This is a genomic window from Neobacillus massiliamazoniensis, assembly GCF_001048695.1.
Lineage (GTDB): Bacteria > Bacillota > Bacilli > Bacillales > Cytobacillaceae > Neobacillus > Neobacillus massiliamazoniensis.
The window spans coordinates 1,644,158-1,660,470 of record NZ_CVRB01000001.1 but is presented as its reverse complement, the minus strand read 5'-3'; the positions used below and the strand labels follow the sequence as shown (position 1 = coordinate 1,660,470).

Sequence of the window (16,313 nt, the reverse complement as noted above, 5' to 3'; positions counted from 1 at the left end):
CAATTGAGACTCCGTGCGTATTTGCGTACTAGAAATTCCTTGTGTCCGATCCAAATAAACTACTTTGCAGAAATTTTTTAAATAATCAAACTCACCCTCCCAGTCAGAGCCAATTGCAAAAATATCAACGCCATACCTTCTAATATCATCAATTTTTTGTCCAACATATTCTTCGGGGATTACTTCATCTACTAATCCAGTATCTTTTACCGCTTGAATTCTTTCCATTAATGATTGCTGGACATTTAGTTTACCTCGATTAATGTCAAAATTTTCTGTAGTAACACCTACAATAAGGTAATCCCCAAGAGACTTTGCTTTTTTCAAAAGATTCATATGACCATAATGCAATAAATCGAAAGTACCATAAGTTATAACTTTTTTCATTTAAACCACTACTTTCAAAAATAAATTTATTAGTCAATTAACCAATAATAAATGTCATATGGTTCAATTACAGTATCAGGAATTGTGAAAACCACTTTTTTATCTTTAATGAGGTGATAAGCCCTATTCAGGGACCAGGTAAACTTTTCGCTTCAGGATGAATACATACAGTTAAACAGATATTTCAATATTATTGGGAAATTCAGTGTTTTGATTCGCAACATCGTTAATAATTTTAACGATTTTTGCGGATGCACCTTTAGGATCAAATATCCCTATTTTTTTAAAAAAGGTATCTAGTTCTATTAAATACCTACTCTTATCAAATCCTTCTATTACCGTTTGTAATTGGTTATTATTCTCAGCTAATGGATATGGCAAAGAGCGAATATCAAAGTAAAAATTCCTTTCTTCAATATATTCCTTAATATCTGGTGCATATAAAAAGATAGGCTTCTTAGTGAAAGAAAATTCAAACACACTACTCGAATAATCGGTTATTAAAATATCACTTGCTGATAGCAATTCATTCATATCATCATAATCTGTTGCATTTAGTATTTTTGAGTTGTATTCCAAAAAATCAGCTTTTGTTGATATATCTGGATGCAATCTAACTAATACTATCCATTCTCCACAATACTTTTTCTCTAAAGTTTGAATTAATGTTTCAAAATCGACATTATATACTTTAGTATCAGAATTGGCTCTAAAAGTTGGAGCATATAGTAGAATACGCTTACCTTCTGTAATATTAAAATAATTCCTAACCTGATCTAAAATATTTTTATTTTCTTTTATTAGAATCTCGCATCTTGGAGCCCCAACCTCGAGAACTTCGCCCTCATACCAAAATGCTCTTCGGTATAAATTACTATTGAATTTACTATTTGCTATAAAAAGGTCAATCATTTTGGAATCATTTTTGGCCTTATCAACATAACTAACAGGAAGTTGTTTTTCTACATCCTTCTCAACTTGTTTTAAAGCTACAACACCATGATATGTTTGGATATAAAATTGTTTTTTCCTTTTTGGAGAATAAAAATACTTTCTTTCATTATCAATCCAAACTCTAGCAGTTGCTAACTCATATAAATGTTTTATTGATTCATATTCAACTATTCTTATTTCTTTAGGTATCTTCGCTTTTCCAATTAACTCTTTCTTTAAAACCCAAACAATATCATAATTTAGCTTTTGTCTTAACAGTTCTTCTGCTATATATTTCGGATTACACCCATATCCTTTACCATTAAAGTTTGTCATTACAATTTTATTATTTTTAATAGGTAGTTTAATAAAGAAAGGGGTTAGAAAAATAAGGAAGCTCTTCTTAATTTTATATTTAGGAAGTAATACAAAAATGTAAAAAATTCTTTGTAATTTTGGGTATAATCTTGGGGAATTTTTTAGATATTTTTTTACTTTGTTGTTTACCATTGAATCAACTCCTTTATTATTTAATTTCCAGTTAACTCAATTCTTCTGGTTGGTCAATAGATCGGAATCAATTCCAGCTATATGTTACATTTTTATCTGATTAGTAAAATATTCAATTACAACTTTATCCACATTTTCATCAAATTTTCTGGCGAAGTATTCATTTGACTTTTTAATTATTTCAATATGTTCCATCGTTAACGTAATGGGATTATTTCGGCCTTTTAATGACTCGGCAAATTTTATATACATTAGGTTATCATTCACTACATCAGCTTTGTATTTGGAATTCATAATTAAAGTTTGAAAGAAAAATTCATCTGGAACCAAACTATTCTTAAATACCTCATAAAACCACTCGTTTTCATCTAAAAATTTTATTATATAGTTCGCAACATCCAGAGGAATACAGAACCAATTTGAGCCATTATAGATTGAATAATCTTTTGGAAGTTGACTTTTATTTGGCAACACATTCACTCCAAAACTATATAACAGGGCAATTGCACGCCTAAAAACTCTATTGGGATGAAATGGGTTTAAATACAATCTTCTTGTCATCTTTGGCCAACTAACATTTACAAAGGCTGCATGCGGCTCCTTTTTTCGTACATGAAAGGCATTCATAAAAATTTTATTTTTGTTTTCCCCCAGAAATTCAGTAAATCCGTTTTTCACCAACAAGTCTTGCCCGCTTCTAAAGCAAACAAAATCGTAATTGACTCCTGAAGCAATTACTTCTTTTAATAGGAGAATAGTGGCATCAACTTGAGTTATGTCCCCCCATTTAACGTCGATGCTTTCTTGTAAAATTTTCACTCTTGGATTTCTGATAATTTTTCTAGTTAGATCTTCATAATTTTTTTTATCAATATGAATAAATACATCTGCATGATTTTCTGAAATAATTTGTTTAATAAATTGATTTACTTGACCAGGGTTTTTATGAATTTGTAAAATATAGGCAGTTTTTGGCATCATTCGAGTCATTTTACGATCCACCTTTATTTATTAATCCTTTTTTTCACGTTAATTCCTATAAAAGAAACCTGAATTTTTTTTGCCCTTTAGCTTAGGAAACTTTTTACCATTTCGCTAGTATTAGTCCCATATAAAAAATATTAGACTGCAAAATCCATTATTTTTTTTATTTCCTGTTTGCAGTCAAAAGATTCTATAAGTAAATTATGGGAAAACCTTTTACGCAAATCATTATTTGTGATAATTTCAACAATTGCTCTATAGATTTCATTTTCATCAATTCCAACAATTAATCCGTTGTTCCAATTATTTAACTGCTCTTTTGCTCCAGTAAAATTAGTTGTAACAATAGGTTTTACTAAGCACTTAGCTTCAGCAAGGGTTATGCAAAAACCTTCATGCCTGGACGGCTGTACATAAATATCGCATTGCTCAATATATGGATACGGATTGTGAGTAGAGCCTAATAAAATAAAATCATTTTTTAAATTATATTCATCGATTAACTCTTCACATTTATTTCTAAACTTTCCTTCCCCAACGCAATACCATCTGACATTAAATCCTTCTTGTTTTAATTTTGCCATTGCTTTTATCGCAAGATCCTGGCCCTTTTCAAGGGATAATCTTCCAACAGTTAAAATTTTTATTCCCATAAAATTATCGCAAAACCCTTCCCCTTCTTTTGCCTGGGTTTTAATTAATTGGGGTGAAATAATATTTCGGAAAATCTCTGTTCTCTCTGCTAATGATGGTAATATATTTGTCAGTTTTTCTTTTCCTTCCTTTGAAACAACGAAAATTTTTTGAAATTTTCTATAAATTTTAGCTGCAAACTTTCGATTAAAACCAATTTTTGTTACATCAAAATGAATCCATTGAATTTTCCTTTTTGCTTTTATCTTTTTTATAACAAAATAGCTTATGAAGTCCATTGGGCCACCATAAGCTACAGCAACATCATATTCCTCATCAAGGATTGGGTATTTTCTTAAAATATATTTAAAATATAAAGTCCTATCTTTTAATATTTTTGTAATAATATATAAAAACAAAATTATCATTGCTTTTACTATTTTCCCCTCTTTTAATAATTGTAATGACATCATTTGTTGAGGTTGATTTAAAAGATCCTTAATGCTTTGATACCCTGAAAAATACTTGACCTTAACGTCCTCTGGAATAAACTTTAGAAAACCGCCGTATTCCTCCAATAAAAAAATAGTTATTTCATATTGATCTTTTGGAAATTCATTAATCATGTTAAGTAAGGCCTTTTCTGTGCCCCCAATATTCATATTTATGAGCATAAAGATTATCTTTTTCTTCATTTACTCTTACTCCTTCATATGATATTAGCCAATTAATTGATAAAATCTATTAATCTCCTCGACGTTTCCTTTCTTTTCATGCTGTAAAAAATCAATTATATTATTTCTAAGATTTTGATTACGAATTAATTCCATGATTCCTTCACAAATTGCATCAGCATTCATATCAACAACAAGCCCATTTTTCCTATCAATCATTTGATTAAACACAGTATCGAATCTAGTCGTTACCACAGGCTTATTTAGTATCCGTGCTTCGGCTATTGCCAAACCAAATCCTTCAAATCTTGATGTTTGGACATATATATCACAGTTTTTTATAAACGGATATGGATTTGCGGTAACCCCTAATAATATAAAGTAATTTTCCAATTTATTTTCCTTAATAAATTGTTGTATTTCCTCTCTTAAAGGACCCTTTCCCAGAACATACCAGCGGAAGTTAATTCCTTTTTCTTTTAACTTTTTACAAGCCTCCAGTGCAATATCGTATCCTTTTCCATAAGCTAATCTGCCAATCGTAAGTATTCGAATTCCATCAAAATCGTCATTATAACCCTCATAAGCATCAGCCATGTTATAAATAAATTGCGGATTATTAATATCATAGATTACTTGAACTTTGGGATTATAACTTGGAAATGTCTCTAAAAAAATATCTTTCGCGGAATCAGAGACAGCAACTATTTTATCAAATCGATCATAAAACTGTTTTTGATATTCAGCCTCTTTTTTATCCAAGCGGTAGCTTACATTTACCCAAGCAAACTTTTTCTCTGCTTTTACCTTATCTGCTACATAAAAGGTTGGTACCCCTTGCGCATAACTGATGGCAATATCATAGTAAACCGAGTTTTCCTCGATTACATTTGCAGCGCATTGCCAAAACAGTCTTGCCTTTTGCACATTGTTGTAATTCTTGAAGCGAATATTGAATGAATATTTAATTCTGGAATTAAGCATTTTCAAATCCAAATGTTTGGCAGAATATATAAGTGCTTTATACGGACTTAGGTGGGTAAAATTCGTATAGTTTAATGGTCTCAAAATATTGACTTCTTTTGGTAGCATTTTTTCTAACATTTCACCATGAGCGAACAACATTAAATCAACGGTGAATTTACGATAATCTAATAATGTCAGCAGCGTAATTAAACTCTTTTCAGCGCCGGCAACAACTAATGAATCAATCACAAACAGAAGTTTTCTTTTCTTCATAATCAAGTCCACCTATCTAATTGATTTACATTCCTTCAACAATGTAATATTTGTTAAATGGAGCGGTTTTCCGGATACAGTTATCCCACAAGTATTTTTATTGCCTTTTGATGATGTGAGCATAACATTAGACACAATGATCCCATCTTTGTCCGTTTGTGTGAATTCTAAATTTGAGTCAGTTCCATCAACACCATCTACAATTACATTTTCACCGCCTTCAAACTTTGCTAAACTGAAAGTTAACTTATTATTTAGGAATTTCGTATTGCCCCAAGTTATAAAATTAGTATGATCAAACTTGTTATTGTCTACGGTTGTACCGTAATAATTGGGATTAACTGATAAACCAAGCCCACCTGAAATATTTGGCCCAAAATAGTTATCTGTTATTGTTGTATTACCGCCGTAAGCGAGAACAATATGAATTTTGTTGTTTAAAAATTTGTTACTTTTTATTAAGGTATTAATAGCCGGGTAAAAGCCCGGCTCGATATCAATTCCACTTTGCGGTGAAGTACCTTTAATGTGATGAATTTTGTTGTTAATAATTTTAATATTTTCCGAAGCCCCGACTGTAATCCCTTGCCTGCGGTTATACCCGATATCGCAATTCTTTATGGTCATATTCTCTGTAATGGCAACGGTCATCCTGTTGACTTCTATATTCTTGACTGTCTTACTATTAAAAACTACCCTGAAATAATCAGCATCATCTGGAATACGCGAAAATCCCCACGTTGAATTAAAATGCTGATTCCGGTCTGCTTTTATAAAACTGCCGTCTTTCCGATAAAAGAAGATATCATAATTTCCATTTACACCTTTTGGAAGCCACATCATAACATTTCGATAATGGGGATTTTTATAGATTACATTATTAAAATTCTCGACATGATAATTATTGGAGCGGATTTTCCCTTTTTGAGAAATCGGCTTTCCCTGATTATCTATACTCCCTAATTCCAGATCCTTTTCAGTAATATAATCTCCATAAATAGCGGTGCCCCCAATTTCAATTCCATCCCCAGTGAATTTTTCAATCTTTACTTGGTCGATGGTTATATTTCTCGCACCTTCAGAATATATCCCATCACCCCATTCATGAGTACCATCTATATTTTTTTCTTTTCGGGAATAATCATGTGTTTCGCGGTCTCCACGCAATGTACCGCCTCTTATCGTGACATTTTCAGTCTGAGAATCAAGATACAAAGTAGAATAAATTTCGAAACCGTTTGTTTCCTTTTGAATGACTACCCTTTGATCAAGAAGGAAAGTCATATTTGAAACCAGATTAATTCTGGAATTCGGATCTGAATCGGATTTTCCTTTTGAAATTAAATAGGTCCCAGCCGGAACATAAAACGTTGTATATCCCTTTGTCTTCGCCCATTTCAGGGCAGTATTTATTCCTTTTGTTGTTTGCTCGGGATGTGTTCCATCATTGAAAACTCCCCACTTTTGCAGATCAAGTTTATAAACTTTTCCATCACCTTTTGCAAAATTTGAATCATTCATTGAATTTTGGTAATTCATTGCTTTTTGCCCCTGAGGTGCAATGACACTTGTTTTCTTGTTAACCATCAACGTGACTGCGCTTAAAAGGAGAATCATCACTAGAAGGAGGATTACTACAAAAAGGGGATTTCTCCGATTCTTCATATAATCATTCCTTTATTTTTAAATCAATAAATCTCCTAATTTGAAATAATTTCTGCATATAAACCTCCCCCCTGTTCAAAATGATGCACCCAACTCACAGTGGAATGTAATTCCTAAAAAATTCAGCTTTCTTTTATTGTTGGGAAATCTTCAGCTTGCCATGAAGGAAGTTTCCAATTAGCAAGTTTCCATCTACTTGACAGGACAGAATAAGCCCCATTACTTCGCATACAGCCCGTCACCGCCATTATTTTGACTGACAAAGTGCACGGATTTCTTAACCGTATCCTCAGCATCTTTAGGTGCAGCAGAGAATCCTTTAATTTATTGACGGGTAAGTCATTTAGATCATCCCCAATGAATATTGACCGATGATACTTCTCACATGACTACCTGCTGTTTTAATTTATTTTCAGTCGCGATTAATCTGCCATTATTTATTTTGAAAACAATATCGCAATTTTCTATTGTACTTAATCGATGAGCGATAATGATTAATGTTTTTTCTCCTTTTAAGCCATCAATAGCCTTCATAATTTCCTTTTCCGTTTCATTGTCCAATGCAGATGTCGCTTCATCCATAAATAATATTTCCGGATTATGATATAGCGCTCTAGCAATTCCGATTCGCTGCCGTTGGCCACCTGAAAGCCTTACCCCACGCTCTCCTACAGATGTATCTAATTTGTCAGGTAGCGATTCAATAAAATCCTTTAATTGAGCTTGCTCCAAGGCTCTCCAAACGGCCGTATCATCTATTTTGTCACTAGGAATTCCAAAAGCAACATTCCCCCGAACGGAATCATCCGATAGAAATATTGTCTGAGGAATATATCCTATTTTCTGTTGCCATAAGGAGATAAGCCCTTGTAGGTCTTCACCATCAATTAAGACATTTCCTTTTTCTGGTTCCAGCAATCCAAGGATTATATCAACAAGTGTTGTTTTCCCAGCACCTGACTCACCGACAAACGCTACTGATTGACCAATGGGAATCGTCAAAGAAACATCCTTGATTGAAAGCTTCTCCTGATTTGGGTACCGAAACGAAACATTAGATAATCTTATCGAATTATTGAAAGCCTTCTCCCCATTTTCGGGAAATCTCAATATTGGTGCAGACAAAAGATTGCTTGTGGAATCTTCTATATTGGTTGATAAATCTTCATAAATAACCTGTAGTGCAGGTTGACTAAAACGGATGGACGTAATCATCGCCATTACTCGATTAATCGATGGCATTAACCGAAATGCTGCCATTGCAAATAAAGCCATAGTTGATACAATCTGTGTTGTATTCGTTCCTTGGAACAGTATAATCAACATCGTAACAAGTACCGCTGAAACTAATAAAGTCTCAATAAAAAGCCGTGGTGTTTGATCCAACATCATTCGATAGCGGCTAATATTCGCATTTATCCGGCTTTGTTTTGTGTATTCATAAACGAAAAACTGTTCCTTTCCTGATACTTTCACTTCTTTACTTGCACCTAGTCCCTGATTTATCCACTTAATCATTAAACCAGATACTAATTGTTGCTCTTTTCCTAATTCCCCCATTTTTTTGCGGAAGATTTTATAAAATAAAAAAACACTTCCACCTAAAAGGACAGAAGTTACAACCGTTGCTGTTGTCGCAGAAAATAATAACAAAACTAAAATACAAGTTATGACAAGAAGTTCTGTTAATAACTGAAGGGTTGACATAACCATTCCTTGTAAAACCTTTGGAACTTCACTATTTACATTCCTTAGTAATACCGCGGTATTCCTTTGGAGATGGAATGTATATGGCTTGGTTAAGTATTCATTAAATAATTTGCCTGATAGTTTAACTTGTTGATTCAGTATTACTCTATTTTGGGCATATTGGAATAAAAGAATATATAAATTTTTTATAACAAAAATCAACAACAACATTACAACGGAGAATATCAAAAATGTAGTTGTTGATTGAAATCTTAACGTTTTATATAAAAAAGCTAAGAAATTATTTTCTTTGATAACTGTCGGATTTATTACGATGTTTACAAAGGGGACAATTAAACCGATGCCTAGTGTTTCAAACAAGGCAGAAATGATCATCATGAAAAATAACAGTATGAGCTTTTTCTTTTCCCTTTTGTTAAATAACGAAAGGACTTTTTTTATTGTCGAACCCAATTCCTTTACCGCCTTTCTATAAATAAATCCATTACAGAAAATTCTTCATTTACACCTTTTAAAAGGAGATAAAGTCCAAATTTTCTAGGATTACTGATTTCATTAAAAATAGTAAACAGATAAAAAACTTTGAAAAGAGCCTTTCTAGTTTCCATAATATAAAATTTCTTTTTACCAATTTATGACCATCCACCACCACTAGCCATTCATTTTCATTGATCTTTATTTGATCAATGGAATGCATGCCATCTTTTCTCCAATCCGTGTCACTTTTTGTACCCTTAAGGATTAAATCCACTTCTTTTTCTGAATAATCTGTTTTCGAAAGGTGGTTAATTTTGAAAACCCTCACGGCGCTCCCATAGGATGGTTCACCGTCTTGTGTGTATCTAAATATCTCATTATTTTCAACAATCACTCTTCCGCCTGGCCTTGTAATATTATTATTATTCGTTATTAGCGGACTTTTTGAATGTTCTTTCCAGTTGCCTTCAAGATGATCTGAGTAAAACAAATGCAACTTTCTGTTTTTCCCTGAAAACATCCACCATTTGTCATTATATTGAAAAATACTTGTATCAACATATTTTCCTTTCATTAGTTCTTTTGAGACTTTCCAATCATATGGAAAGTTTTTAGCTTTATATAATAAAACTTTGTTGGCCTCACAAGATTCAGGTATCATATAGAAATTATTGTTATACATAAATACATGTGGATAAGACAGATGGTACTCTTCCCTTAAAACGATTTTTTCATACTCCCACTTCTCCCCATCTTTACTAGTTGCTAACCCAATCATTCCTTTTCCAGACTGTTTATCTAGAACCTCAAAAAACATATAAAATGTAAAGTTATGGTGAATGATAAATGGGTCTGCAATAAATTCTGCAGGAACATCTTTAATGTCCGCTGCCTGAAGTGATGGACTTTTGATTAGTTCCTGATGTGGCGGGCTAAGGATCATTGATTTCGTTTTAAAAGCTTTAATTGACCAAATACCTAACGTTATCTTTCTATTTATAAGATTTTTGACAAATAGTAATTTTGATCCCATAATCCCCCTCCCTTTCCATTGATTACACTATCTTTTTATTTGTTTGTATAGAATTATTTTCAATATTTAAGTTAGATAATTTAGGAAGCTTTTCTAACAATCTAAAATTTTTAATTTGATTGTTAGCCAAATTTAAACTTTCAAGATTTAAAAAGTATTGTATCCCATCCAAATTTGCTATATTTCTATTACTTAAATCTAATTCGGTAATTTCAATTAATTCCGAAATTGGAATCCATTTTGCTTTGGGATTTGTTATTTGCTCCCTAACTGCCATTTCGAAATTTTCGTCTATAAAAGTTGCAATACCAGCCAGTTCAGCAGTAGTATAAAATTCCATATTAAATTTTTTTGCCACATCAATAATAAACTGGATTGTTTCTGGTGTAGTTCTCCAAGTACCGGATTTATTTGATTCCTCTCCCCAGCCGAAGTCGTCCCAATCTACTTCTTTTGGCAAAATTGAATGACAAGTAATAATCAGATTTTTACTGGCTTCTTTGGCTTTTTTGATCATTTTTTCTACATACTTTAAATTGCATGAGTAATACCCATCCAAACAAATGGACGGGGCAAATCCTTGATGGTTAAAAGCTGTTAAATTATCCTTATCATGATATCCTCTTGCAATCTTGAAATATTTCGGAATTAATTTTTGGATATTTTCACTATTGTACAAAAAATGTGGAAATGCAAAGGTAACAGGTTTTTTAAATCCTTCACCGGTTTTCGAATGTGTTTGCTTTCCCATCCATTGAAATAAAGAAATTATTTCATCTTCTATCCATTTATTTATACCAAATTGGTTTGAGTACTCGGTAGCTTTTTTATGTGTAAGACTATGATGGGCAATTTCATGACCATGCCCTTGTAAGTCCAGTAACAAATCTATTTCATTTTGACTATGTTCCCTTTTCCCTTCAAAATGATGAATTGCATTAATATTAAAGGTGACCTTAACATCATAATATCCAAATATATCTTTTCCATATTTCGTCCAATCTTTTATTCGATAACTATCATCAAACGATAAAGCAATTCCGGGTTTGTTAATATATGGGGTTAACTGTTGATTACTCTTATCACCGAAAATTTTAATGTGTTTGAGCATTTCTCTATAGACATTATTCCAAAACCTCCACTCATAATATTTTTTCTTTATAGAAACAAAATTCTTAGGGTTCAACAAAACATCATCACCCCCAAATTAAAGTGAATTCCAAAATTCCACTGAGATTTTATTAGAGTCTAACAAGGAATGAAATGTAATTTATCTATTTCTGCCCTGCTCACAACTAAAGAATCAAATACAAATAATAAATTTACCTTCCTCATATTCAAATCTTCCTAACTATACTTTTTCAAAATTATTTAATGACTATTTTTTATTAATTTGAAATAAGCAAAAGGAAGTAAGGTAAACAAAATCAAAGCTAATTTATTTCTCCTACTTATATGAGGGTTTTTTAATAAGAAGAATAAATTTTTGTTAAAAACTTTTTTTAGGTCCCTTAATTCTTTTTCCGCATTTAGTATTTCAAACTTAGTTTTGTGAAAATACCAAAAGAATACATCCATGAACTGTCTTTGAGCTTGATTGTGAAGATCGGTTTCCTTAATTCCCCTAAAAAAATCTGCCCTTTCTTTAAGTGCATAAACTCGATCTAATTTTTTAATTGTAAAGGAAGAACCCACAATACTGTTTTCTCTTTGAACGTAATAGTACAGTTGTTTTGTTATTAAAGTAACTTTTGAACTGTTATACAGTATTTCATGAGCAATAAACTCATCTTCGTATAGTCTATTTAATTTAAACTCTAAATGATCAAACAAACTTCTTTTATATAACTTATTACAAGCAATGACCCATTTAACACGTTGTTCTTTTTCAGAGATATATAGTTGCTCCAAAGCTTGTTTATTTGTAAAGTGCAATACATCGATTTCCAATTCACTTTTACTACTTAATAAACATTCCCCTTCACTTACCTTTAGAAAATCACAAACTACTACATCCGAAGAATGATTTACAGCATTAAGATATAAAATCTCATACATTTTTTCATCAATATAATCATCACTATCAATAAAACCAAGATAGATACCGGTTGCCATCTTTATACCGGCATTTCTAGCTGAAGATAAACCTCCGTTTTCTTTATGAATGACTTTAATCCTTTCATCTTTTTCACCATACTTATCACAAATTTCTCCACAATTGTCTGGTGAACCATCATTTACAAGAATTAGCTCAAAATCAGAAAACGTCTGAGCTAATATGGAATCAATGCACTTTGAAAGGTATTTTTCAACATTATATATTGGAACTATAATGCTGATTTTTGGATTCACCACTAAAATCCCAACCTTAAAAGTTTTTTGGATTTACCTGAGAATATCAAAAAATTTGTATTTAACATTAACAAAGCAAGGGTTATCTTATACTTCAATGAAAGGGACTCATTTACCATTATGTTATAAAAATATTTCCTAACTAATTGTTGGATAACCTTTAGATAGGTCTTCTTATCCTCTTTGTTTTCCACTTGATTCATAATATTATGAATATTATCTACTGATCCATAGGAAAAGCAGCTAATAAATTCCTTTGATAATCCGGGATAATTCCTATACATGAAACTCAAAATTTCATCCCACCCAATAAATGCATCTAACCGCTTTTTGTTAAATCTGGAAGTTAATATACTTTCCTCTCGCTTTACATAAACATAACCTGGATAAGCTGTGTACACTGCCTTATTAGAGTGAGAAAATAATTTATAAGTAGTTGCTAAATCTTCGTGAATCCTTCCATCTGGAAATAAGACATTTTTAAAACAGGTTTTCTTAAATAATTTATTACATACCGAAAACCTATATAGCATGCCTTTAAAAAGTTGTCTCATTGCCTCTTCATTATTCATTTCTAATATGAATTCTTCATTTTGTTCACTTATCACTTTCTTATTAACCTCTCTGCTAAACTTACATATCGAAATATCACTATTCGTTTCATTACATAAGCCATACAGTTCCTTATACATATCCTGATTAATATAGTCATCACTATCAACAAAACCAATGAACTCGCCTTTTGCAATTTTTATTCCAGCGTTTCTTGCAGAACTAAGCCCTCCATTGGTTTTATGGATAACACTAACCCGATGGTCTTTATGTGCAAACTCATCACAAATAATTCCGCTGTTATCTGTCGAACCATCGTTAACGACAATAACTTCAAAATCCTTGAAAGTTTGTGCAAGGATGCTATCTAAACATTTTCTTACATATGGTTCGGTATTATAAACAGGAACAATAATACTGATTAAGGGGTTCATAAAAAAACTCCCGTTCCTTTAAATTTTTATTTTCTCTTTAACTAGTGTTGAAGAGACTCCAGGTGTGTATGGAAAATACACGAGCTCAACTCCAACTTCGTTAAACTTTTTCTCAATTTCATTAAAGAGATGAGTTCCTCTCCAATCGTCCCCCACAAACATTGCATCAAATTTTAAATGTTGCCATGCTGAAAGCTTATCTCTATTCATTTGTGGAATTACTTTATCTACATATTTAATTCCCTTAACAATTTCCATTCTGTCCTCAAAGGGAATAACAGGTTTCTTATTTTTATATTCCATTACCAATTCATCCGTACTGACACCAACAATCAAATAATCACATTGTTCCTTTGCCCTTTTTAAAATATTTAGATGACCGACATGAAATAAATCAAAGACACCTGTTGTGTAACCAACTTTATATCGCTTCATAAGTAATCCTCCCTTTCTCATTACTAAGGCAAACTTGTTCAATCCGCTTAGTCAATGCTTCGCATGCTTTTCCCTCTTCAAATGACCCCGTTTTAGTTAAAAAATCTGCCATAGTCTTGTTATATTCATTTGTATTAAAATAATCTATTTTCTCTAATAACATTGGATTATTGGTAGCTGTAGTAAAAGGAAGATCTGTTAAATTAAAATATAATGGTCGATCCTGATGTGTATATTCAAACAAGTCCGGAACATAAAGAAAACAAGGGCGTTTTGTAATGGAATAATCAAAGATGAGTGATGAATAATCTGATATCAACACATCAGCAATGCTTAATAATTCTTGGATATCATCGTATTTTGTTACATCTTTAACCATTTGATTGTTTCCCATAAACTGTCTATCCTGGGATAGCATATGGGGATGTAATTTCACGAGAAAGATCCATCTGCCACCAAATTTATCTGATAATTTCTCCAGGATTTTAGGGTAATCTAGGTTATACACTTCAAATTGATTATTCTTTCTAAAGGTGGGGGCATAAAGAACGACCCTATAATCGTCAGGTATGTTCAATTTGTTTAATAGATTCTTTCTTAAATCCTTACTCTGTTGAAATAAAAGATCATTTCTTGGGGTACCCTGTTCAAAAATTTCTCCATTATACCAAAAGGATCTTTTTAAAATTTCGGTACTAACCTTGCAGCCCGATAGGAGAAGATCAATTTTCCTTGAATCCTGCTTCGCCATCTCGACATAATCTAGTGGTAATAAATCTTCCGCATCTTTTTCAATTTGTTTTAATCGTAAAGAGCTATGCCAGGTCTGAATATAAAACTGATTTTTTCTCTTACGGAACAGATTGGTTGTTCTAAAATTAGTAATGACTATTTTAGACGTACAAAGTTCGTAAAAGTATTTAATCGACATGGTTTTAACCGTTCTTACCCCAGCTATATTTCCCTTATTTGATAAATCATTAAATGCCCATACAAGATCAAATTTATCTTTTGGGTAGCGCTTAAGTATATGTTCAGAAATATATTTTGGATTGCATCCGTATTGGCTTCCATAGTAACTAAAAAGAAAGATTTTGTTATTCTTTATAGGAAGGCAGTTAAATATGAATATGATAATCAGAGAAGTACTGTTTTTTATTGCATTTAGAAAACTTTTAAATGACATAGAAAAAACTTCTCCTTTCTTGTGAAGAAGTCTTACCCTCCACTTTTTGTATGTTCATGTTTTTGTCTCCCGTTAATTGAAAGATTAATTTTTTCTAGTCCCATAGGTTTCGAAACTATTCTCAATCGTCTTAAAATTTTGGCTAATATTAGAAAAATAATATTTATATACGGATGTATTGAAAATAAAAAAAGCTGTTTTTTAAGGGGCTTATCACTTTCAACTGCCTTTTTAAAGTTGTTATAATTTTTTTTGACGTATGTCTGCAATTCTTTCCTGTAACTTCCACCTTCATCTTTCTTTCTATTTAGTAAAAGAAGGTTGTAATGAATAAAAATCGTATTTAAAAGAACTTTATAGGATTGGAAAGTTAATTCTTTGTGATTTTTTTCTATAAAATATTGCCTTTCCTTTAAGCCTTCTATGATGTCTAAATTTTTAGGTGTATACGTTGAAACAATGCTATCACTTCGTTGAAAATAATAATAAAGTGGCTGATTTATGATTGCATACTTTTTTACACGGTGCATAACGTGATGGGCCCAAAAGACGTCTTCAAACAAGACCCCTTTCTTAAAAGGAATATCCCTGATTAATTTTGTTTTATAAAGCTTACCCCAGGCGAAATTTTTCACTCTCTCATTAGCCACTAATTCAGTCATTAACTCGATATTGTTTAAAATAGAAGGAGGATTTCCTTTTTTAAAATAGCGTTGATCAAAAAGCAAATGATCATCATATGCATAATAAAAAGCCGATTGAACTACATCAGCTTTTAATTTTATAGATGTATTCAACATTTGCTCAATCATGTTGTTTTCTAGCCAGTCGTCACTATCTACAAATAAGATATATTCCCCAGTAACATGCAGCATGCCTGTATTTCTTGCATCAGACAATCCCCCATTTTTTTGGTGGATGACGATTATTCGGTTGTCTGCTTTGACATATTCTTCTGCAATTGAACCGCAGTTATCGGGTGATCCATCGTCCACCAAGATAATCTCTAAATAGGGATAAGATTGATTTACAATTGTGTCTAAACATCTTTTGAGATATTTTTCTACTTTATAGATTGGGACGATAACACTTACTCTCGTGTCCATACC

Annotated in this window: 13 protein-coding genes and 1 pseudogene; all 14 read right to left on the bottom strand. The window is 31.9% G+C overall.

Annotated elements, in window-relative coordinates:
• Positions 1-15: 15 nt before the first annotated feature.
• A pseudogene (locus BN1082_RS28850) lies at positions 16-387 on the bottom strand (FAD synthase family protein); the annotation flags it as partial.
• A 171-nt stretch (positions 388-558) separates the two neighbouring features.
• Positions 559-1,830, bottom strand: coding sequence for a CDP-glycerol glycerophosphotransferase family protein (locus tag BN1082_RS07840; protein ID WP_090632955.1), 1,272 nt, complete (start codon positions 1,828-1,830; stop codon positions 559-561).
• A gap of 84 nt (positions 1,831-1,914) precedes the next feature.
• The gene (locus BN1082_RS07835) at positions 1,915-2,832 is read right to left on the bottom strand and encodes a beta-1,6-N-acetylglucosaminyltransferase (RefSeq protein ID WP_141650832.1); all 918 of its coding nucleotides are present in this window, start codon (positions 2,830-2,832) and stop codon (positions 1,915-1,917) included.
• 119 nt (positions 2,833-2,951) lie between these two features.
• Positions 2,952-4,142, bottom strand: a complete 1,191-nt coding sequence (locus BN1082_RS07830; RefSeq protein ID WP_090632952.1) for a glycosyltransferase — start codon at positions 4,140-4,142, stop codon at positions 2,952-2,954.
• 24 nt (positions 4,143-4,166) lie between these two features.
• A complete protein-coding gene (locus BN1082_RS07825) occupies positions 4,167-5,360 on the bottom strand; it encodes a glycosyltransferase (protein ID WP_090632950.1) in 1,194 nt (397 codons plus the stop codon).
• A gap of 12 nt (positions 5,361-5,372) precedes the next feature.
• A complete protein-coding gene (locus tag BN1082_RS07820; RefSeq protein WP_090632948.1) occupies positions 5,373-7,025 on the bottom strand; it encodes a right-handed parallel beta-helix repeat-containing protein in 1,653 nt (550 codons plus the stop codon).
• A gap of 381 nt (positions 7,026-7,406) precedes the next feature.
• Complete coding sequence (locus tag BN1082_RS07815; RefSeq protein WP_245640341.1) at positions 7,407-9,113, bottom strand: ABC transporter ATP-binding protein; 1,707 nt, start codon at positions 9,111-9,113, stop codon at positions 7,407-7,409.
• Positions 9,114-9,246: 133 nt separating this feature from the next.
• Complete coding sequence (locus tag BN1082_RS07810) at positions 9,247-10,245, bottom strand: glucosamine inositolphosphorylceramide transferase family protein (RefSeq protein WP_090632945.1); 999 nt, start codon at positions 10,243-10,245, stop codon at positions 9,247-9,249.
• Positions 10,246-10,267: 22 nt separating this feature from the next.
• Entirely contained in the window at positions 10,268-11,431 is a 1,164-nt protein-coding gene (locus tag BN1082_RS07805) for a polysaccharide deacetylase family protein (RefSeq protein ID WP_245640340.1), read from the bottom strand.
• A 185-nt stretch (positions 11,432-11,616) separates the two neighbouring features.
• A complete protein-coding gene (locus BN1082_RS07800; RefSeq protein WP_176699689.1) occupies positions 11,617-12,600 on the bottom strand; it encodes a glycosyltransferase family 2 protein in 984 nt (327 codons plus the stop codon).
• Positions 12,600-13,583, bottom strand: coding sequence for a glycosyltransferase family 2 protein (locus tag BN1082_RS07795; RefSeq protein WP_090632942.1), 984 nt, complete (start codon positions 13,581-13,583; stop codon positions 12,600-12,602). The genes BN1082_RS07800 and BN1082_RS07795 overlap by 1 nt, the downstream gene beginning before the upstream one ends.
• Before the next feature lie 18 nt (positions 13,584-13,601).
• Complete coding sequence (locus tag BN1082_RS07790) at positions 13,602-14,018, bottom strand: FAD synthase family protein (RefSeq protein WP_090632941.1); 417 nt, start codon at positions 14,016-14,018, stop codon at positions 13,602-13,604.
• Entirely contained in the window at positions 14,005-15,204 is a 1,200-nt protein-coding gene (locus BN1082_RS07785; protein ID WP_090632939.1) for a CDP-glycerol glycerophosphotransferase family protein, read from the bottom strand. The genes BN1082_RS07790 and BN1082_RS07785 overlap by 14 nt, the downstream gene beginning before the upstream one ends.
• Positions 15,205-15,236: 32 nt before the next feature.
• A complete protein-coding gene (locus tag BN1082_RS07780) occupies positions 15,237-16,310 on the bottom strand; it encodes a glycosyltransferase family 2 protein (RefSeq protein ID WP_090632938.1) in 1,074 nt (357 codons plus the stop codon).
• Between the last annotated feature and the right edge of the window lie 3 nt (positions 16,311-16,313).

Coding starts and splice junctions, on each gene's coding strand:
- BN1082_RS07785 (WP_090632939.1), bottom strand. CDS start 15,204: ATGTCATTTAAAAGTTTTCTAAATGCAATAAAAAACAGTACTTCTCTG.
- BN1082_RS07810 (WP_090632945.1), bottom strand. CDS start 10,245: ATGGGATCAAAATTACTATTTGTCAAAAATCTTATAAATAGAAAGATA.
- BN1082_RS07795 (WP_090632942.1), bottom strand. CDS start 13,583: ATGAACCCCTTAATCAGTATTATTGTTCCTGTTTATAATACCGAACCA.
- BN1082_RS07830 (WP_090632952.1), bottom strand. CDS start 4,142: ATGAAGAAAAAGATAATCTTTATGCTCATAAATATGAATATTGGGGGC.
- BN1082_RS07780 (WP_090632938.1), bottom strand. CDS start 16,310: ATGGACACGAGAGTAAGTGTTATCGTCCCAATCTATAAAGTAGAAAAA.
- BN1082_RS07815 (WP_245640341.1), bottom strand. CDS start 9,113: ATGATGATCATTTCTGCCTTGTTTGAAACACTAGGCATCGGTTTAATT.
- BN1082_RS07840 (WP_090632955.1), bottom strand. CDS start 1,830: ATGGTAAACAACAAAGTAAAAAAATATCTAAAAAATTCCCCAAGATTA.
- BN1082_RS07825 (WP_090632950.1), bottom strand. CDS start 5,360: ATGAAGAAAAGAAAACTTCTGTTTGTGATTGATTCATTAGTTGTTGCC.
- BN1082_RS07820 (WP_090632948.1), bottom strand. CDS start 7,025: ATGAAGAATCGGAGAAATCCCCTTTTTGTAGTAATCCTCCTTCTAGTG.
- BN1082_RS07790 (WP_090632941.1), bottom strand. CDS start 14,018: ATGAAGCGATATAAAGTTGGTTACACAACAGGTGTCTTTGATTTATTT.